General features: G+C 59.8%; 23 protein-coding genes and 1 pseudogene. 4 read left to right on the plus strand and 20 right to left on the minus strand.

All coding sequences use genetic code 11. The annotated features are described in order from the left end of the window. Window positions 1–246 precede the first annotated feature (246 nt). The 20 genes and pseudogenes from ALO64_RS19050 to ALO64_RS19140 all read right to left on the minus strand — a co-directional run bounded on the left by ALO64_RS19050 (window position 247) and on the right by ALO64_RS19140 (window position 15,485). A complete protein-coding gene (locus tag ALO64_RS19050) occupies window positions 247–711 on the minus strand; it encodes a tail fiber assembly protein (protein WP_235378675.1) in 465 nt (154 codons plus the stop codon). 93 nt (window positions 712–804) lie between these two features. Then, window positions 805–2,265, minus strand: coding sequence for a hypothetical protein (locus ALO64_RS19055; RefSeq protein WP_044343679.1), 1,461 nt, complete (start codon window positions 2,263–2,265; stop codon window positions 805–807). Window positions 2,266–2,275: 10 nt separating this feature from the next. After that, window positions 2,276–2,875, minus strand: a complete 600-nt coding sequence (locus tag ALO64_RS19060; protein ID WP_044321644.1) for a YmfQ family protein — start codon at window positions 2,873–2,875, stop codon at window positions 2,276–2,278. Further along, complete coding sequence (locus tag ALO64_RS19065) at window positions 2,863–3,903, minus strand: baseplate J/gp47 family protein (protein WP_044343678.1); 1,041 nt, start codon at window positions 3,901–3,903, stop codon at window positions 2,863–2,865. Before ALO64_RS19065 ends, ALO64_RS19060 begins: the two co-directional genes overlap by 13 nt. Further along, window positions 3,893–4,291 carry a phage GP46 family protein gene (locus ALO64_RS19070; RefSeq protein WP_044343677.1) on the minus strand — a complete coding sequence of 133 codons (399 nt, stop codon included), beginning with the start codon at window positions 4,289–4,291 and terminating at the stop codon, window positions 3,893–3,895. The genes ALO64_RS19065 and ALO64_RS19070 overlap by 11 nt, the downstream gene beginning before the upstream one ends. Continuing rightward, window positions 4,288–4,800 carry a phage baseplate assembly protein V gene (locus ALO64_RS19075; protein ID WP_002551923.1) on the minus strand — a complete coding sequence of 171 codons (513 nt, stop codon included), beginning with the start codon at window positions 4,798–4,800 and terminating at the stop codon, window positions 4,288–4,290. The genes ALO64_RS19070 and ALO64_RS19075 overlap by 4 nt, the downstream gene beginning before the upstream one ends. Continuing rightward, on the minus strand, window positions 4,797–5,924 hold the full coding sequence (locus tag ALO64_RS19080) for a phage baseplate assembly protein (RefSeq protein ID WP_004660747.1): 1,128 nt from the start codon (window positions 5,922–5,924) through the stop codon (window positions 4,797–4,799). The genes ALO64_RS19075 and ALO64_RS19080 overlap by 4 nt, the downstream gene beginning before the upstream one ends. 3 nt (window positions 5,925–5,927) lie before the next feature. After that, a pseudogene (locus ALO64_RS19085) lies at window positions 5,928–7,255 on the minus strand (DNA circularization protein). Then, window positions 7,252–9,396, minus strand: coding sequence for a phage tail tape measure protein (locus tag ALO64_RS19090; RefSeq protein ID WP_044343675.1), 2,145 nt, complete (start codon window positions 9,394–9,396; stop codon window positions 7,252–7,254). Before ALO64_RS19090 ends, ALO64_RS19085 begins: the two are co-directional and overlap by 4 nt. Further along, window positions 9,396–9,602 (minus strand): hypothetical protein, encoded by a 207-nt coding sequence (locus ALO64_RS25345; RefSeq protein ID WP_102001490.1) that lies wholly within the window; start codon window positions 9,600–9,602, stop codon window positions 9,396–9,398. The genes ALO64_RS19090 and ALO64_RS25345 overlap by 1 nt, the downstream gene beginning before the upstream one ends. Next, complete coding sequence (locus tag ALO64_RS19095) at window positions 9,527–9,823, minus strand: phage tail assembly protein (RefSeq protein ID WP_002551918.1); 297 nt, start codon at window positions 9,821–9,823, stop codon at window positions 9,527–9,529. Before ALO64_RS19095 ends, ALO64_RS25345 begins: the two co-directional genes overlap by 76 nt. Further along, complete coding sequence (locus tag ALO64_RS19100; protein WP_002551917.1) at window positions 9,820–10,167, minus strand: phage tail tube protein; 348 nt, start codon at window positions 10,165–10,167, stop codon at window positions 9,820–9,822. The genes ALO64_RS19095 and ALO64_RS19100 overlap by 4 nt, the downstream gene beginning before the upstream one ends. A 60-nt stretch (window positions 10,168–10,227) precedes the next feature. Then, the gene (locus ALO64_RS19105; RefSeq protein WP_044343674.1) at window positions 10,228–11,724 is read right to left on the minus strand and encodes a phage tail sheath subtilisin-like domain-containing protein; all 1,497 of its coding nucleotides are present in this window, start codon (window positions 11,722–11,724) and stop codon (window positions 10,228–10,230) included. Window positions 11,725–11,742: 18 nt separating this feature from the next. Then, window positions 11,743–11,931 carry a DUF2635 domain-containing protein gene (locus ALO64_RS19110; RefSeq protein ID WP_003419716.1) on the minus strand — a complete coding sequence of 63 codons (189 nt, stop codon included), beginning with the start codon at window positions 11,929–11,931 and terminating at the stop codon, window positions 11,743–11,745. Beyond that, window positions 11,928–12,518 carry a phage tail terminator protein gene (locus tag ALO64_RS19115; RefSeq protein WP_044343673.1) on the minus strand — a complete coding sequence of 197 codons (591 nt, stop codon included), beginning with the start codon at window positions 12,516–12,518 and terminating at the stop codon, window positions 11,928–11,930. Before ALO64_RS19115 ends, ALO64_RS19110 begins: the two co-directional genes overlap by 4 nt. 46 nt (window positions 12,519–12,564) lie before the next feature. Continuing rightward, window positions 12,565–12,903 (minus strand): lipoprotein, encoded by a 339-nt coding sequence (locus tag ALO64_RS19120; protein WP_044343672.1) that lies wholly within the window; start codon window positions 12,901–12,903, stop codon window positions 12,565–12,567. Beyond that, window positions 12,884–13,273: a hypothetical protein gene (locus tag ALO64_RS19125; RefSeq protein ID WP_003411734.1), complete on the minus strand. Its 390-nt coding sequence runs from the start codon at window positions 13,271–13,273 to the stop codon at window positions 12,884–12,886. Before ALO64_RS19125 ends, ALO64_RS19120 begins: the two co-directional genes overlap by 20 nt. A 122-nt stretch (window positions 13,274–13,395) precedes the next feature. Further along, complete coding sequence (locus tag ALO64_RS19130; RefSeq protein WP_044343671.1) at window positions 13,396–14,568, minus strand: cellulase family glycosylhydrolase; 1,173 nt, start codon at window positions 14,566–14,568, stop codon at window positions 13,396–13,398. A 2-nt stretch (window positions 14,569–14,570) separates the two neighbouring features. Beyond that, window positions 14,571–14,765 carry a Com family DNA-binding transcriptional regulator gene (locus tag ALO64_RS19135; RefSeq protein ID WP_044343670.1) on the minus strand — a complete coding sequence of 65 codons (195 nt, stop codon included), beginning with the start codon at window positions 14,763–14,765 and terminating at the stop codon, window positions 14,571–14,573. 276 nt (window positions 14,766–15,041) lie between these two features. Further along, window positions 15,042–15,485, minus strand: coding sequence for a hypothetical protein (locus ALO64_RS19140; protein WP_002551910.1), 444 nt, complete (start codon window positions 15,483–15,485; stop codon window positions 15,042–15,044). Window positions 15,486–15,674: 189 nt separating this feature from the next. Between ALO64_RS19140 and ALO64_RS19145 the strand changes: the two genes are divergently transcribed. From ALO64_RS19145 to estP, 4 genes are all read left to right on the plus strand, one after another. Continuing rightward, complete coding sequence (locus ALO64_RS19145) at window positions 15,675–16,286, plus strand: LexA family protein (RefSeq protein ID WP_003372744.1); 612 nt, start codon at window positions 15,675–15,677, stop codon at window positions 16,284–16,286. 152 nt (window positions 16,287–16,438) lie between these two features. Continuing rightward, entirely contained in the window at window positions 16,439–16,687 is a 249-nt protein-coding gene (locus ALO64_RS19150; RefSeq protein WP_002551908.1) for a DUF1654 domain-containing protein, read from the plus strand. A gap of 120 nt (window positions 16,688–16,807) precedes the next feature. Then, entirely contained in the window at window positions 16,808–17,050 is a 243-nt protein-coding gene (locus ALO64_RS19155; protein ID WP_031597872.1) for a pyocin activator PrtN family protein, read from the plus strand. A gap of 105 nt (window positions 17,051–17,155) precedes the next feature. Next, a complete protein-coding gene (estP, locus tag ALO64_RS19160) occupies window positions 17,156–19,078 on the plus strand; it encodes an esterase EstP (protein ID WP_044343682.1) in 1,923 nt (640 codons plus the stop codon). Window positions 19,079–19,145 lie beyond the last annotated feature (67 nt).

Genomic DNA, 19,145 nt, shown 5'->3' on the forward strand with positions numbered 1-19,145 from the left:
TGGCGGTGGGGCCGGCGTCAGGGATGATGTTGAGTTGTTGTTGCGGGCCAAGAGGCATTGATCCTCCCAAGGGCTTGCGGGACTAGCCCACCCCATGAGCCGATAAAGCTCTCCTGTTCAAAAGCGAGATTAAATGGCGAATAAAACAACTCCCCCTCAGAGCGGGGCAGTTCGTCTGTACTCGCGCCCTACCGGGGCTAGCTGTTCAGTAGGCAACGGGCAAAAAAACCGCTCTCGCGGTCATGTTTACAGGGCAGTTGCATCGGAGGGCGGTGAAGGCCATTTGACTTGGAGAGGGTAATCCGGGGTTTGCTCGATCCGGTTCAGTTCTACGCTATAGCGTTTCCATTCGAGCAAACTTGCCTTCTCGGCCTCGGTAGCATCTCCCAGTTCTTCGGCATACTGCAACGGGGCGATACGTGTAGCTGCTTCCTGCAAACGCTGGTCACGAACCAGCAGAGCGGCGGACGCCAAAGCGGTCTTCTGCGCTTCGGTATCAAGAACCCATTCACCCTCTCGCCAAACGTAATACTCGCCGGGCCATTGTTTGGCGGTAAGCCGTTCAGGCGGCAGACCGAGGCTGCTCCACTCCTCTACCGAGCCGTCGTTTATTCGATACATCAAGCCACGGCGATCTATGACCTGCTGCAGCTCACCGTTTATCAGTGTCCAGGCAAATCCTGTGTTCGGTTCGCTGAGCAATTCGGTCATGCTTACAGCATTGCTGGGCGTTTGCTCGCCCAGTCCAGGAACAACCGGTAATTCAACAGGCCCTATCAAGGCCCCAGAGTCATCATAACGTCCTCAGATCAGTTTGATACGGCCGGGATAGGCCATGTTGCGGCTACGGAAACGAATCCAGTTATTCATCGGTTGCTGGTCTCTCATTACAGTCGCCACAACGCCGTTGTCTGTTGTTTCTGCCGGGTAGGCCGAACCGCCAGCCGGGACCAGTGCGCCTGGCGGCAACAAGCCACCCGGGCCTGTAGAGTTCAAGCGCCCATCTGCCTGCGCATGACCGCTGCCCAGCAGGTAGGTGCCAGTCTCTACATCTGACCCGCTCCACTCCTGAGCCACCGTCCTGAGCCAAGTGCCGTCCTGCCAAGAACCGGCGACACGCGACGTATCGACGCCCCGAGACTCATCCAGTACCCGCAGGAACTCGCCTCGGCCTTCAGGCCCTCGGAAGGTTAGAGCGCCGTCGCCACTGGTCCACCCACCTTCCTTGCCGGTACGAGCTGCTTCGGTGTAAAGCATCCCGGACTTTTGCGCATGATCCCAAAGCCACGGCCAGTCGGCACGATTGAGAAGCCCACCGTTCAACGCTCCATATCCTCCTGGGCTGAACAATGTCGTTGTCTCGAAAACAGGCCGTCCCAAAGGAGTGCTGTCATATCGCCCTATTGGCCACCAGCTTCCAGCACCATCGCTGCGCAGGTGCCACCAGTCGCCAGCCCCCATAAGAACCAGAAAGGAATAACCCGCAGCATTTAAATGGGTATGGAACCTGATCTTTTCCCCGGCACTTGCATTAACGGTCAGCCGGTTGCCACTGCTGTCTATCCTGCGAACAATGACGTCTTTGACGCCTAGTGCCGCGTTTGAGGAGGGCAGTGTGAACGCACGATTGCCGCCAGAGGCATCCAGTAGCAGCAACTCCATCTGGTCTCTTGTAAAAACAGTATCGGTATTGAAAGAGAACACTTTCTGAGAGTCGACTTCCTTTACCTCCGTAATTTTGCCGCGCTTTGTGATGTAGATCGCGTCAGTGTTAAAAACAAGCTCGACCCATTCCGCCGCGTTTAGCCGTAACGTATTACTGCCAGAGCCGAACTGTGAAATAACCTCGGCACCGCTGGCCTTGATGGTTGCCGCCCCGGACGATGCGTTATGAAAAGTTACGGACTTGCCGACCGTCACGCTCGCCTTGGAGGGCAGCGTCAGCGTGATGCCTGCGACGTTGATCCTGTGCCAATTCCCCGCCACTCCCGGCATAAGCGTCTCGGACGCTGCATATCCGACACCGACCCCCTTATAGGCCTGCCTGACCTGCGAACCAATCTGCGTAATTGCGGTTGCGAGCTGGTCTGTTCTGGTTTCATCAGGCTGCTCACCACCGGCCGCCATCGCATTCAAAATTTCCTGCGTGATCGAGTTACCCCACTGCGCGGGAATAAGCGAGCCGGGCATGCCGGTAACCGGGTTTTCATCTACAAACTTGCCGCTTGCCAAGCCTACGCCCGGCACACTCTTGGGATAATCCACATTGTGTTCCTCAGTTGAAGTTTACGAATTCGACGCTGTGCGCCGGTGCTGCTCGACGGATCAAACATTCGATGGCGAGCCCGGGATTCACCCCGAACCGCTCTCCCCAGTAGCTGGCCCCGAAGCGTCGGCCCAGGCGCTGGCGCCCACCGGTGTTCAGGGTCCACATGAATTGCGCGCTCCAGGTGCCGAAGTGCGCCTGGCCAAAACGCGAACGCCCCATACGGGGCGTTCGGTGTTCGGTCACGGTGGCGTCGGGGTAGCCCTGGCTGACGGCAATGTCGATGTAGAACGCTGCGTTCTGCCCTCCTGTTGCTACCAGCCGCTGGCGCACTGACAAGCGTCGGTCTGCGAACAAGGGTTTGAGCCCCAGACATGGGTCCGGCAGGTTCATGACCCGCTCCCAGTCCGGTACCAATTCACTGACGGTTGCAGGGTCCATCTCGTTGAGCAGGTCGAACGCGCGGCCATCGATGCGTGCGAACTCGCGGGACAGGCCGGCAATCACCTGCTGCAATTCCGGCACCCGCTCCGGATCCCACGCGGGACCGGGTGGCAACAGCGCCTGCAGTTGTCCGGCGTAATGTTCGGCAGTTCTTATGACGACCATTGAATACCCCCGAATGTGAGCAACTGGTTGGCCGCAGCAGTAACGTTGGCCACGGGTGAAACCAGCACATGATCGGTTTCGCCTGTCGCGCGGCTGATGGCCTCGGCGATGTGCGTGAGCAACAGGGTTTCGCCCAGTCCGCCCTCACGGTTGTGCAGGTCCAGCAGTTGCGCTTCGACCGCCGCCCGCACGGCGGAGGTATCCGGTGTGAGCCGGATGGTGTAGACCACCGGTTTCTGCACCGGCGCCAGCACATATACGTCTGCCGTGACCGGACGCAGCGGCTCGATATACGCAGCGACCGCGGCGAGCTGCTCGGCGTCAGGAATGGGATCGGCCTGGTCGTCACGCATGAAGAACACCGCGACCGTCCCCGGCCCCATGAACCGGCGCACACACCAGGCGCGCGTCACGCCCGGCACTTCCAGCGCCCAGGTCACGTAATCATCCTGATTGCCGCCATGCGGAATGACCCGGTAGGAGCGCACCACACGAGCACGCAGCGACTCGATACTTTCCTGCGCGATACCGCCGGAAAGGCCGTCGGCAATGACGGTAAAGGTACTGTCGATACCTTCGACCGGTTGCACGGCAGTCATGACCAGACCGGCATCTGCATTACCCAGAACACCGGCATCCACCGCTTCGACCGTGGTGGTGTTATTGCCCGCAACCGTGGTGACGCCTTTGGTCACGCGGTAGAAGCGTCCATCACTGAACTGCAGCACAGTGTCCGCATCCAGCACCGCGCCGGCTGCAGCGGTAAAGCGCACCGTGCCAGTGGCGGCCTGGGCAACCTTGCGTGGCTGCCTCAGACGCAGGATGGCTTGCCGCTCAAGGGTCTCCTCGTCGGCGGTGTCCGGCAGAATCTGGTCGGCGATCCAGTCCTGATAGCCGTACAGCCCGTAGGCCGCGCCGCTGTGCGCACGGGACAATACCCGAGCATCGGACTGACGCAGCGCTTCGTCGGCGAGGTCGACCTGGGTTCGGTTGATCAGCGCCGGTAACGTAGGTGTTTCAAACGGCATAAATCACCTGCCACTGTTCAGAAGGGTTGAAACGCACGAGCTGACCGTCCGAGACGACCAGCTCGACGCCCAGGTTCAGGCGGTTGCTCTGAACCTGTTCGGTAAGGATGTTGATGTGCTTGACCTGGCCATCTTCGATCAGCCAGTCGAGCGCTTCGCGGGCATAGAACTCGGCATCGCGCTGGGTCTGGGCAGTCAGCCTGACCCGGTGCAGCAGCCACAGCCTGGAACCGATGCGGTCATTGGCCTGTGCCGGGTAGGTGTCGCCCCACCAGCCAAAACGTTCGGCATCGTCGAACGGATCGTCCGCTTCGGCGCGACGCCAGGTGAACAGGCTGATGACCACCGAGCGCAGCAAGGACGCTTGCAGAGAGCCTTCGATAATCATCCGGCACCTCCAACGGGCGGCCCGCTCTGGCCATTACCGCCCTGCACGTTGCCGTGCAGATGGCTGATCTGACTGATGCCAGCGGCAAGCTGGTCGCCTTTGGAAACAATCTTTCCGGTCTGGGTGATCTGCGGTGTGTCGAAGTTCACCGCTACCGCGGCCTTGATGTTCAAGGTGTCGGTTTCAATGTCGATGACCTTGCCGCGCTTGAGGTGAATCTTGTCGCCCTCGTCGGTGTAGATCGCTACTTCGCCTGACTCCAGGCCCTTGAGGCGATAGCGCCGGTCGGCCACTACCAGCAGCAGACCGTGCGACCGGTCGCCACCAATGAAGGCGGCGATGCCCTCGGCGCCGGCCAGCGGGTTGCTGGTGAAGCCATAGGGTTCGAAGTGCTCCATGTCGTCCTTGACCTCTCCGGCGGTGAGGCGCATTTGCAGCGCCTGCATTTTGCTGCTGGCCCTGGCGAGCACTACCGTGCCGCGCACCAGCATGCGATTGAGTAAGCTCATGAGGTTGTTTCCTCGTCGATGGGCAGCAGCCAGGAGTAAGCGTCCTGATTGACCTGCACCTTGCTGCGCTTGTTGGGGTCACCTGGCTCGGCCTGGAAACCTTCAGGCGGACCGACCACCAGTGTGGTGATCGTGCCTTGGTCGCTCAGCGAGTAGGTCACGGCTGAAATCAGCATGTTGCGGCTTGTGAAACCGATGACCGGATCAATCACCCGGACCATGGTGTTGTGCCGCCAGAGCGCCCCGTTGGACTGCCGCCAGCCCTGGACCTTGTAGGTGGTGAGCAGTGCCTTGCCGGCCCGCTGACCACGCTCCCAATTGGCGCGACTCAGGGCGAGCTTCGGTGTGATCGGCGCATCCTCATGAACGACCAGTACGCGAAGACGCTTTTTATGCGCGGGGTCGTCATGCCGGTCATCCGTGACTTCTGCCGAGACCTCCGACGACTCCTTGCCGAACGTCTGGTCATTACCGGTCTGTTGACCAATGACCCGGTATTCGGAAAAAAGCCCGGAAAAGTCCCGCGCGATGACGGCGCTCAACACATTCTTGCCGAGTTCGAGCGCGTCTGCGCTCTGCCCGCGACTACCCGGCCTGGCCAGCACCACATTGCCGTATTCGTCATCGGTGGAAAAAATCCGGAACAGGGTCAGCAGCCGGTCAATGGACTTGAACACGGTTTCGGCAGGCTCGATGGTGTGATCGGCCATCTTCGAGGTCTCCGGTATTTCGCTGATCACCGACAAACCATAAGGAGCAGCCAGCGCTTCAACGATCTTCAACACCCCCACCTCCTTCCACTGGCTCGGCCTGTTGATGGCCGAGCAGTCGATGAGGTCGGCGGTTTTCGAGCGTCCGGAAATCTTTAGCGTGATTTGCTTGCCGTCATAGCTGATCGGCGCGGCAAACACCCAGCCGGTCAGAATCAACTCGCCGCCGATACGTACTTCGCACGCTGCGCCGGGCGTGATCGGATGCGAGATTTCAGTGCCCGGCCACTGCCAGGTAATGCTCACGTCAAAGCTGCGCGCCTGACGCTCGATCCCGGCAGAGATTTCCACCGACTTCCAGCCGGCATAGTCGTGCTCGTCAACCGTCAGGGTGACAACGTTAGGGTCGATCATGGGTCACTCCTGTGCGATCTTCAGCGTGCCTGGCGGTACGAAACCCGGGTGGGCCAGCCGATTGCGCTGCACCATTTCCTGCGCCCGGCTGGCGTCACCGAATCGGCGATAGGCCAGCACCAGCGCGGGCAAAGGCTCAGAGACCTTCATGTCCACCAGACGTACACCGCGTTGAGGTGCCTGATCAATGCCTGACGCAACGTGTTGAGCGCCAGGTAATGTTCGGGATCGGCTTTCAACGACGCTTCCCAGATGGCCGAACTCAGCGTGTCGCGCAGTTCGATGACGTCATCGGCAACCGGCACATCCACGCGTTGCAGCGCTTGCGTCACCTGCTGATCAAGCGAGGGCACCACGTTGAGCGGCGTGACCGTCGTCGCAATCGGCATGCTCGCGACGATTCTCGCCACCTTGACCAACAGCGCATCCTGAACCAGGTTGGCAGTGGCCTGAGCCGTCACACTGGTATCACGACCGCTGCCCTGGCTGACCAGATTGATACCGGACACCGCCTCTGCCTGTTGTGTGGCCTCGGAAATCACAGACCGGTAATCGACCGTTTCAACAGAAGACGCCCCACCGTTGCCGCTCGCGGAAGCGCTTGCTGAACTGCCGGTGACCGAGCTGCCGGAACTGCTGGTGCCGCTCGCTCTTCTGGCTCGTTGGCTGTCCCCGTCGAAACTGGCAAAGAACGTGGTAAACAGCGTGCTGACCGTCAACGGCGCATTGACCAGCGAATGCACCAGCGCGGTGACATCCGAATAGATCGCCATGAACGGTACGAACTGCCGCTGAATGGTCGCGAACACACCCGACAGGGCGCTGCGCAGCGCCTGAATGTTGATACGTACCGCGTCCACTGTGGCCATCACCGAGCGATAGCGCCTGAGCGCCGAATCCAGCAGGCTCTCGGACGCGCCCAGCAACTGCCGTCGCGTATTGAGCGTCGACACGGGAAACTTGAGCGGGTTGGCCGGATAGAATTTCAGGTCCAGTCGGACGAGTCCGCCTTCGTTCAGGTTGTGTGTGACGCCGCACTCGCCAACCTGAACCTGCACGCGACCCAGCCAGGGATGTACCAGCTCGCCGGCACCTTCCTGCTCCAGTGCCTGCAGCAGTCTGTCTCGCTGTTCGAAACAGTCGGGACCGACAATGAACCCCGTCAGCGTATGAACTTTCGACTGTTTGCCCAGCGACTCGAAATAAGGCTCGTCGCGCTGTGGAAACTCATGCAACTGCCCCTTGCGGCCTGCCGGGACGACGGCTTTTTCAATGAAAAAACCGACGCCCCGAAAAGACGCTGGCAGCAGGCTGTCACGCCATGTACTCATGATCCGGCTCCTGCGCCGAGGGTTCGATAACCGACGTTTGGCGATATCGTCAAACCCGGCTGGTTGGTTTGCACTTGCCCGGCACGCATGCCCGGCGGCGCGTTTTCAAAGCGAATGTTGAGCTCGCCTTCAAGTCGCGGACCGGCCCCGCCTGCGCCCTGCTGCAACAACAGGCTGCCGGGCGCCAGCGGGGTGGGTACGCCGAGCAATTGGCTGGTCGACGGCACGCCAGTGGCCTGATTGAGCAACTGCTGACTCATGCGAACGTTGTCGACGGCACCGGCCGCCAGAAATGCACCGGTCCCGCCGCCCGGCCCTGCGTTGCGTATCCGCTGTTCTTCCGCGAACTGATTGGCCTTCTCGGTTGCCCGCTGCAGGACGGTCTTATCAGTGTCGCCACCAAACCAGCTCATGATCGGTTCGATGAATGGCTTGATGTCCGCCCACAGACCTGCGAACCAGGTTTTGATCGGCTGCCAATTCTCGATGACCATGCCCAGCGGCGAAAAACTGAACAGCGTTGCCAGCACATCGGTAAACGGTTGCGCCTCGGCCTTGATGGTTTCCCACAGGCCGGCCAGGTACTCGGACAACGGCTGCCAGTTGGCCACGACCATGCCCAGCGGCGACCACGCAAACAGTGTCTGCAGAAAATCGAAAAACGGCGTGGCCAGCGCCTTGATAACGTCCCAAAGCGCAGCAAAGAACTCGGACAGCGGCTGCCAGTTGGCGACGATCATGCCCAGCGGTGTCCAGGCGAATACCGCCTTTAGTACGTCCCAAAGCGCCATGGCCGGCCCACGAATCGCTTCCCAGAGAGCTTGAAAATAAGGCGCGACGGTCGACCAGTTGGCAATCAGAAGACCTGCCGCCAGCGCCAGGCCGCGCACGATCAGGGCCAGCGGTGACAGGCCCATCACCGCGCCAAGTACGCTCATGGCGGTCGTCGCGGTCATGACCGCAACTTGCAATACACCGAACGCAATCGCAGCGGCCACCACACCCTTGATCACGCCAGGGTGTTCGGCCGCCAGCGCGGCGACCTGAGAAATCATCGGCCCGATCACGGCCATTACTTCGTTCATCGCCGGCAGAAACATACTGCCGATATTGATGCCCAGACGATCGACACGGTTGGTCATCTCTTTGATGGCCGTGGCCGTGGTCTGCGAGTTGTCGGCGAATTCCTTCTCGATAGTGCCGCTGTTCTGCACGCCCTCGCCGACCTTGGCCAGGTTGGACCTGAGCACATCCAGATTGGCCAGCAACGGCGTGATAGCACCCAGCGATTCGGCACCGAACAGTTGCGTGATGACATCCGACTGCTTGCCGGGGTCAACACTGGAGACCGCCGTCAGAACCTTTTCAATGGTCCCGGACGGGTCACTCTGCATGCCTTGGGTCAGCTGATTGACGTCGAGCTGCAACGCTTCGAACGCCCCGGCTTTCGCCGCGCCACCTTCGGTCAACGACTGCATGAATCGCTTCATACCGCTGGCGGCCACATCGCCCGGCACATCGACGCTGGCCAGCGTGGCGCCCATTGCCGCCAGTTGCCCGGAGGCCATGCCCGCAACCGGCCCAAGCGGGCCCATTGCAGTCACCATGGTGGCGATTTTCTTTTCCAGGTTGTTGCCGCCGAGCACATTGATCTTCTCGGACAGCGCCGCGACTTGCGGTTGAGTCATCTGGAACGATGAGCGCCACGAGGCCATCATGTCGCCCGACTCGGCCGCCGTCTGATCGAATGCGACACCCATTTTCACGGCATCGCTGGCAAACCCGGTCAGTTCTTCACGCGGTACATTGGCCTTGGCACCGGCAGCAACAATCGCCGCGATGCCATTGGCGCTTTCCGGCAGCCGTTCACTGAGGTCCAGAATATCGGACCCCATCTGCTGGAACTGCTGCGGTGTTTCAAAGCTTACCGAGCGTTTCACGCCGGCCATGCTGGTCTCGAAACCGATCGCTGCCTTCACCCCGGCAATCAAAGGCCCCGCCAAAGCGTTGTCCGTGACTGCCTTGCCAAGGTCTATGGCCCCCAGACTGGTCTCGAGGCCTTTGACATTGTTGCGGATAGTTGCCAGCGTTGGAGACAGCTGGTCGACGCCGGTAATCAGCGTTCTGATAGTGTCTGCCATCACTCCCCCTGCAGGATCTGGTTGATGCGTTGCGCCTGCAAGATCGATTCGGTGATGACGTCCAGCTCCCTGGACATCATCAGTTCGGGATCGGTCTTCCAGAAGTACGCGAGGTCGTAAACGACGGCGATCAGTCCTTCAAGGTTGCTGATGCCGCTGCCATGAAAAAACTCGCGACCTTCCAGCTCAGCGTGTTGATGTCGCACAGATCCATCTGATTGACCGACGAGGGCGGGATGCCGGCGCAGACGGCGATGTATTTCGCCGCCACGTCCAGATCCAGGGAAACTTCCTCGTTCTTGTCGATCCTGTACGGCAGGGCCTTGATGGCCCGCGCTTCCTGCGCCGTAGGGCGCCGGAAGGTCAGTTGCGAAAGGGTTTCGCCGTGCGCTTCGATAGGGCTGGCCAGGTCGATGACTTCACTCATTGCCAGCTCCCCTGATTGCCGTCGAATTGCAGTTCGATGGTGCCGTCGTCAGCCTTGCTGCTCGGCTCATCGACCAGGTAGGCGCCGGACAGGACGTAGGTCTTGCCGTTCTTGAATTCACAGGTGATGGTCATGTCCACACCGGTAGTGAGCAGCTTGAGCGGCAGATCCGCGGTATGCACGGCGGTGAGTTTCAACCAGGCGGCCTTTTCGGTTTCCTTGTAGTAACCAGGCACGACGGTCTCGCGCTTGATGTTCATCAGAGGCGCTTCGCCGCCGCCGCTGATAGTCAATTGGGTGCCATCCACTTTGATGTAGCAGGTACCCGCAACTTTCTGACCCATGTTATTTATCTCCAGAATGAAAAAACCCGCACGAGGCGGGCTTGAAAGGGTTGGTTAGGCTTATGCCGCTTCGTCGTACTGCAAGCGGAACTGGTTGAGCAGCGCGAACACGCGCAGGCCGTTGATGTAGTCAGGCGGGAACATCACGTTCACGCGGCTTGGGTCATTGCTATCACGCTCGACAATCAGGTGCTGGGCGAACGTTTCGGCGTTCTCCACATGCCCCTCTTCTTCAAGACGTGCGTATTGCGCAATCAACTCGCCACGGATGGTGCTCGGCGTGATGATCGGCTGGCCGGCACCGAAGCGCGTGCCATCGTTGGCCAGCTTATGGCGACCGTACTTGCTGGTGATGATGCCTTGCAGACGACGGATGATGAACGCCGACTGGTGCATGGTTTCACTGTCCAGGTACGAGTTGTCAGCCTGGCCGTAAGCGTTCTTCTGGTAGGTGGTGATCGAACGCTGAATGCGTACGTAACCGCCTTCGTAGTACGCCGTGGCGATGCCGTAACGCAGCAGCGACTCACGCTCGGTCAGGGTGAAACGCTGACTGGCCGGAGCCGGATCGATACCGGGCATGGTGCCGCTCTGGGTCGGACGGCTGGCGTCGGCAGAGATGAACACCGCCGTGCGCGCAGCCAGGGCAGCGGCCTGCAGCCAGACCGGTTGCGGCACACCGTTTTCGACACCCTGCAGGGTGATGTGCTGATCGTTGCGCAGTTGACCTGCGGCCACCAGCGTACCGACCGTGCCGCGCTTGGCGCTGTAAACGTGGCCGTACAACTGACGCGCCCAGCTCCAGCGACCGGTGCTGTCATCCATTGCCGCTTTCCAGGCATCCAGCGTGGCAGTGTCGGTCCAGGGCATGCAGATGAACTCGAACGGCTCATCGCCCAGCGCAGCCAGCGCCTTGAGCTGATCAGGCGTACCTACGCCGCCGGTCATGGCGGTGACTGCCGCCGTCAGGCCGGCAGGAATGACTTCGCCATTGGTCTTGCCCTGGCGATTGAATTCCAGCTGGATGTCATTGCCGCTTGCCCCGCTCCATTTGCAGGAAAGGGTCAGCACACCCGCTTCGACAGCCGCGGTGATCGGCAGATCAGGTGTGGCGTTGATTTTCACCGACAGTGCCGTGGCCGCCTGGGCAGCGGTTGCGCCGTTAACGACAGTGGCCTGCACTCGCATGCCGCCGACATACAGATTCAGCAAACCGGCTTCGGTCGCCGCCCCGCTGAGGGTGACTTTCGCGCCGGCCTTGGCGCCTTCGGTATTGAGCAGCGGCAGGCACCAGACTTCGCCGGTGGGGTCCGCCTTGCGCCAGGCTTCATACATCGAGGCCAGCATGGAGCCCTGACCGCCGATGTTTTTCGCCAGCGCCACGCTTGGCACCAGCACCAGAGAACCCAGTTCGGGGCCGGACACATCGTCGTTGACCTGCGCAACGATCAGTCGACGCATGCTGGCCGACGCGCTGTTGGCGGCCGAGTTGTCCATCTCCGCATAAAACAGCGGAACGCGAACATCGGATGGAATGTTGTTAAAGCTGATAGCCATTGTTTGGCTTCCTCTTGGTTAAGCCGTGAAGGCTTGATGGGTGGTGGTGGATTGCTCGGTTTTAAGTGTGATGTCGCCGTCGTTCTGACGACGCTGCCACCAGGCGTTGAAGGTCACCTGCCGGCCTTCGACGGGCAGCAAATCGCCCGCCTCCGGATCCGGCACAGTGCGGCCCTCGGCCGGTACTACAGTGATGCGTTGAGTCATGGGGTTACCTCTATTGTGAATTTCGCTTCGATACGGCCATCAGGGCCGGGGGATTTCAGGTTCGGATCTGCGGGGTCAACGCAGTCCATCTCGAGGGTGGCGCCGGTAAATCCGGGCAAACCGTCCAGATACGCTTCATGCCAGGTCTCGGCAGGCTGATCGGAGGTGTTGCGGCCCAGTTGAAACTGCGCTGCAAACCCGAAGCGATACATCACCCGGTCGCCGCTGATCTGCACCAGCGCGCCACCGGTGTACTGCATCGCGTCGTAATCGCGATCCGGGTTCCAGCCCACCAACGCTCGCCACAACTCAGCGCGCAGGGTGTGCAGTTGCTCACTGGCTTCCTGCCCGCGCTTATCACCGCCATCGAGCACCACCACGACATCGATCGTGTCGGTGATGTTCTGGCGAATGACGTTCTGCAAATCGTTGGCGGTGGACTGATCGCCAGTGGCAATCACGCACGCCGACGGGTGGGCGAGCTGATCACCGAGGGCGACCGCCGCCCAGTCGATACCGGCACTGATTCGCCCGGCAAAGCTCGGGCAGGTCGCCTGCAAGTGGGCAACTATCGGGGTTATCTTCATGAGGGGTTCCGCGTGTGTTGAAGGTTGATTGCGGCGTGGGAAACGCCTACTGATTCGCCTTGCCCAACGCCTCATCAGCCTTGTTTGCAGCACGGCTGGCCGTGTGAGCGGCCTGATTGGCAATTGATGCAGCACTTTCGACCTTGTCTGCCGCCTGGGTGGTGGTTTCGGCCAGCCTGTCCAGGCACCGGTCGCGCTTGCCCAGCGCTGCGTCGTAGGCATTGCGAACCTCGGCCAGCTGCTGCGTATGCTCGGCATTCGCCGACCACTGCCCGGCCTGAAAACCGAGCATCAGGCAGCCGGCGATCAGCAGCACGGAAATCAGCCAGACCTCCAGGCGCCGCCACCAATGGCGAGCGATGAAATCAATTGCGCATCTGTGCATCGTTTGCACCTCCGAGTTGGGATCGCAGCCGGGCTATTTCGGCGCTTTGCGTGGTGACCTTGTCGGTGAGTTGAACGATGTGGCTGGTCAGGGCTTCGATCTTGCCCTCCATCCGCCCAACCGCTGCGGCGAGCTCGTTGCGCTCCTTGGCGAACTGATCAGCCCGCGCTTCGGCTTCCTTGCGCGCCTGGCGCTCGGAGTCGAGCAGCTCATTGAGGCGGCGCACCGTACCGATGTCCGCGTTGTCCATCGCCCGGTCTGTTGCATCTCTGGAAAGAAACTTGCGCAGCCAAAGAAAGCCGCCAAGCAGAATTGTGCCCGTGCCGCCCAGCCAGGTAGCTGTGCCTGGGCCTAGGTCGGTTGGGTCCATTGGTGCTCCGTAATAGGGTGGTGGACTCTCAAGGCCCTCGAAAATCGAAAGCCTGAATAAACTGGAAAGAGCCCCTTGATGCGGGGCTCCGTTGTTGGGTCAGAACGGAATGACTTGCACCGTCATGCCTGTGCATAACCCCACAGGGCAATGCGCTCGGCAAAGTACGGTGTGACCAGTGCGACGGTCTCCGCCTGATTGCTGGCCTCCAGGCTCATCTTTTCGCCATCGGTGCCTGGCCCTGTGACCCACAGTGTCACTGGCACTTTTTCCGACTTCGCTTTATCGAGCAGGTTTTTCAGCGCGGTGCGACCGGCAGCCGTTGGCGGAATCCCTGTTTCGCCGATAAATGCGGCCATTTTGTTGGTCTTGGCATAGGTCAGAAACGGACCCACGATTTCATCGCGCAGAACGGTCGGCGAGATCAGGTCGTTGTTATTGGCGTAGGCACCGCTGGAGCTTTTATCGTAATCGCCGTAAGCATGGGCTTCCCAGACAATTGCATTGGCCGGGTCGACGATCTTCGACTGAAGGTTGGCAGAGACGGTGGCCCAGTTTCTGGCGCTTGCAAACTCAAGCCCACAAATGAACACCGGCTTTTTCGAGCTGTTGCGCAACGCCTGCAGCACGGTATTCATCGTGCTGATGTACAGCGCCTCAAGAGCAGGGAACGTAATGTAGTCCTTGGCACCCACCGTAGTATTCGAATACGGCTCGTCACCCAACCCCCAGCCCAGCACCATTGGATCGTCGCATTCGGTGACCAGCTTCTGGTGAAAGTTGGCCAGGTGAACGGCGCTCCAGAAAGTGCCGTTGACACCGTTCCCATCCTTGATCAATACCGACTCGGTTGCCTTCCAGCCGTTCTGATTACCGGCCTCCGCGGCAGGAAGAATGCGCCCGGTCAGGTTCCCGTTTGCATCGGTTTCGTAGCGATGCAAACGCATGTAGTGGTGCGGATCAGGAATGATTCTGGCCTCGCCATTGGAGTCTTCACGAATCCAGCCAAGCATTTCTTTCCAGCGCTTCACGAAGTCGGTATTCAGGTTCGCCCCTTGACCTGGCAGGCCGTCCAGAGTCGACAGCTGAATAGCGCGCTGAAGTTCGAACGGGAAACGGATCAGACGCACGCCCCAGTTCTTGACCCAGGTAGTGATGGTTCCACGATTGGGCCACTGATAATGAGTCCCTGCCTCGCCAGGCACGATCTGCCCGGCGTTAGCCACTGAACCCAGGTTGATACCTACCAGCGGAATATTCTTGAGCTGGCTGACAGCAGAACTGCTATTGGACATGATTAATACCTCTTGTTAGCACCGCGAGGCAGCAACGACGCTGCTGTACCTCTGTCGCTCAACGGCGATAACTCGAGGCTCGCGGCCTTCACATGATTCAACGTTCCGCAGCGGGAACATTTGATCTGGAGCTCTGTGTACTCACCCATGCGGGCCAGCAGCTTCTTGCACTGCCCGCATCGAAAGTCCTTCAACATTTGCACTGGCCTCCGTGTGCCTGACCCAATGAAAAACCCCGCCNNATGAGGCGGGGTTTGAGATGGGTCGCGAGTGACCGGTTGTGGCTGTTGTTCAGCCTGTTTCCGGCTGCTGCCCTGAGGCGCAAATCGCATATCGTGGGACCTTTTTACCCCCCTCCGGAAAGGCTGGGAAGGGGCAGTTTCAGGGTGGGTCGAGTTTGACCGGAGTTCAACACGAGTTCGGCCACAGCTGTGCAATCGACCCGGATAAACGGCGTGAAACCGTGTCTTCATTTACCCTTGCGCAGCCTTGTCGGCGACGGCGTTGTTGCTTCTGGAAGCGCTGCGCTCAGCGAGAATTGCCAGCACTTGCTGGTGAAGCTTGTTGATCCAGTTGCGATAGGTGCGGTCTGCGCCTTCATTGATGCCCACCAGACGCATCTGCTCGCGCACCGGCAACGACTCGACATAACGCAATGTCGCCAGTTGGGCCAGTTCAGGCCCGCGGCTCTTTGCAGGGCTGCGCGAAAGCTGCGCCACAGCCGCCTCGACTTCGCTGCTTATATAGTCCAGGCCGCTGCCATTACCCACCAGTGCGCGCGAGCCGGGTGTGCGACGCGGAATGTACGCGCCCCATTCCATGATCCCGGCCATCGGGCTGCTCAGTCCGCCGCCCAGGCCAATGCGCATGCGCTGTTCACCCCAATGCTGCATCACGGCTTCTATTTTCTCGATCATCGTGTCTCTCCTGTAGGACCTTTCTGAAACGCTGCGCAACGTCTTTCGCTGCGCAGAACCAAGGCCTTACAATACATTTTGTATTTTTATGACACAACGAAGCATTACATTATGTATATTGCTCAACACCCTACAGCCTGTATGATTCGACGCATGAACAGAAAATGGTATGAAGTCGCAAGACAGGTCATGGAAACCCAGCAGATCAGCCAGGAAGAGATGGCTGAGCGGATGGGCGTGACGCCCGGCGCGGTAGGGCATTGGCTGAATGGCAAGCGTGAGCCGAAGATCGAGGTCATCAATCGGTTCCTGACCGAGCTCGGCCTGCCGATTCTCACCACCTCCATTCCGGCCAGCGAGCCCGGCATGCACAACGTGGAGCCCACGGTGCAGCCCTCGCGTTTCTATCGCTATCCGGTCATCAGCTGGGTAGAGGCCGGTGGCTGGAGTGAAGCCGTCGAGCCCTACCCTGCCGGCTATTCGGACACCTTCGAGATCAGCGACTATAAAGCCAAGGGCAGAGCCTTCTGGCTGGTGGTCCGTGGCGATTCGATGACCGCACCCGCAGGCCAGAGCATTCCTGAAGGCATGTTGATTCTGGTCGACACCGGAATCGAGCCCACTGCCGGCAAGCTGGTGATCGCCAAACTGCCGGAAAGTAACGAGGCCACGTTCAAAAAACTGGTCGAAGACGCCGGACGCTACTTTCTCAAGCCGCTGAACCCCGCCTACCCGACCCTTGCGGTGACCGAGGAGTGCAAACTGATCGGTGTCATCAGGCAGATGACGATGCGTCTCTGACCCGGCATGCCACGTCCAAGCCCCGATAACCGGGGCTTTTTCATGCGCCACTGTTTCGTCCCGGGCAGGTGTCCGTGTAGGAAACATTTGTAGCTTGCGTGAGAAACACCCCTCAATTACTGTATGCACATACAGCAAAAAGGAGTTCACTCATGCTCAAGCAGTTCCCCGACACCTCGCAACATGACGCTTACCTGGCCTTGGCACAGCGCATTCAGGACGCTATCACCAGTGACAAGGCGCAGATCGAGCATCAGGTCCTGCTGATCAGGGAGCCTGGCGAATCGGTGGCTCACTGGGAGCGCATCATGGATCAGATCAGCGAGGCCGAAGGTATCAGCGTCACCCGCAACCCTGAAAACGGCACTGCTCGCGTGTCCTGGTACATTGATTCCCTGTGAGACGAACAATACAAATCGTATTTAAAATACAACTGCATTGTCGCGACGCGCTACATATCGTATTGTTTGTCTGCACCCCATCTCGGGAGTCCTCACATGCAAACCACAGGGAGTCATGGAATGAACGAAATACTGGATCAACTTCGCAAAGAATTCGCCACGCCGTGCCCTTCGCTGAGCGCCGTCAGAGAGCGTTATTTTTCGCACCTGTCGAGCGACAGAAATCTGCTGCGCAAGATCAACGCAGGACGCATCGACTTGAAGGTCAGCCGCACAGGCGGCAGTCGTCAGGGTCACCCCTTCGTGTACCTGCATGACCTGGCCAACTATCTGAGCGCCATCGTGACCAACAGGGCTGCCTGAGGTCAAAAAAGCACCGCCGCAGCGCGATAATGTTCATCAAACTTTGCAGCCATGAAAAATCTTGCTACGTTTCCGGTACAAAACAAAAACAATCGGGATCCGTTCATGACCAAGACATCGAGGCGCTGGCCCTTCGCGGCCTGCCTGTTATCGCTTGCCTGCGGCACCGCTGCTGCCGCGCCCTATTCGACCATGGTGGTGTTCGGTGACAGTCTGGCCGATGCCGGGCAGTTTCCGGATACCGCAGGGCCCAGGGGCTCTACGCTAAGGTTCACCAATCGTGTCGGCCCCACGTATCAGGACGGCAGCGGTGAAGTGTTCAATCTGAACTCATCGACGCTGATTGGCAGAATGCTCGGTGTTCCGGTAGGAGATCTGGCGGCCTCCACGTCGCCAGTCAATGCTGCGCTGGGCGCCCCGGATGGCAATAACTGGGCAGTCGGCGGCTATCGGACCGACCAGATTCTTGAGTCGATCAACTCGCAATCCACCGTTGTCGACCCGAACACAGGCACACTGCTGCGCAGCCGGACCGGCTACCTGCCCGCAAACGGTTTTCGCGCCGACCCCAATGCGCTTTATTACCTGACCGGAGGCGGCAACGACTTCCTGCAGGGTCGCGTGGTGAGTGCCAGCAGCGCAGCGCAAGCCGCCAATCAGCTGGCTGACAGCGCGCAAGCCCTGCAACAGGCCGGTGCGCGCTACATCATGGTCTGGTTGCTGCCGGATATCGGTAAAACGCCAGCCTTGAGCGGTTCGCCACTGGCTTCGGCAACTTCCGCACTCAGCGCGGGCTTCAATCAGCAGCTGGTCAGCCGACTGGCGCAGATCAATGCCCAGATCATTCCACTGAATGTTCCATTGCTGATCAATGAAGTCCTCGCTGAACCGGCACGCTTCGGGTTCGATCCCAACGAGAACCTGGTCAGTACCTGCTTCAGTGGCGACAGCTGCACAGAAAGCGCAGCCAACGGCAGGTCCAGCGCGACGCCGAATCCGAGCCGAGTGTTTTTCAACGACCGCGTCCACCCGACGGAAGCCGGACAACGACTGCTGGCCGACTACGCCTATTCGTTGCTCTCGGCCCCATGGGAAATAACCCTGTTGCCGGAGATGGCCAATGGCACGCTGCGGATGCATCAGGACGAGATTCGCGCGCAGTGGCTGAGCGACTGGGGCAACTGGCAAGGTGTCGGCCAGTGGCAGAGCGTGCTTGCGGCGGGTGGTCAGGAAATGGACTTCGACGCGCAGGACAGCTCGGCCGATGCTGATGGAAGAGGCTACAACCTGACCATAGGCGGCAGCTACCGATTTGCCGAAAACTGGCGCACTGGCGTTGTTGCCGGAGCGTATCGGCAGAATCTTGAGGCAGGCCCCAGGGACTCGGACTACAAACTCAACAGCTACATCGCCACCGCGTTTCTGCAGTATCAGGCCAACCATTGGTGGGGTGATCTGGCAGTGTCGGGCGGCAAACTGGACTACGAAAATGCCGAGCGCAAGTTCGCGCTGGGCGTCAGCGAAGGTCAGGAAAAAGGCGATACCGACGGTGAAATGTGGGCTGCCAGCGGGCGAGTGGGTTTCGACATCGCAGGCCTGACCAGTCGCTGGCATCTGTCGCCTTTCGTCAGCGCCGACTACGCGCACATCGATGTCGATGGCTACTCGGAAAAAGGTGATCGCTCGACGGCACTGACCTTCAGCGACCAGACCCGCAAGTCGCGGCGTGCAGGCGTGGGTGTGCAGGGCAAGTTCCAGGTGACACCGAGCACACAGGTATGGGGAGAAGTTGCCCATGAACGGGAGTTCGAGACCGATCAGCAGAACGTGACCATGGCGCTGAACAGCGTGCAGTCCATTGACTTCACGCTGGAAGGCTACACCCCGCAACGCGACCTGAATCGGGCAACGCTGGGCGTCAGCCAGAAGCTGACTCAAGACCTGACACTGCGCGGCAACTACAACTGGCGCAAGAACGACGACGTGACCCAGCAAGGGGTGAATGTTGCGTTGAGTATGAGTTTCTAGAGAGTCCGCCGGGCAGCCTCACTATCGTGCGTGGCGCTTTTTCAGGGTTTCACTATCGTGCGACGCT

The organism is Pseudomonas meliae (assembly GCF_001400515.1).
GTDB classification, from domain to species: Bacteria; Pseudomonadota; Gammaproteobacteria; order Pseudomonadales; family Pseudomonadaceae; genus Aquipseudomonas; species Aquipseudomonas amygdali.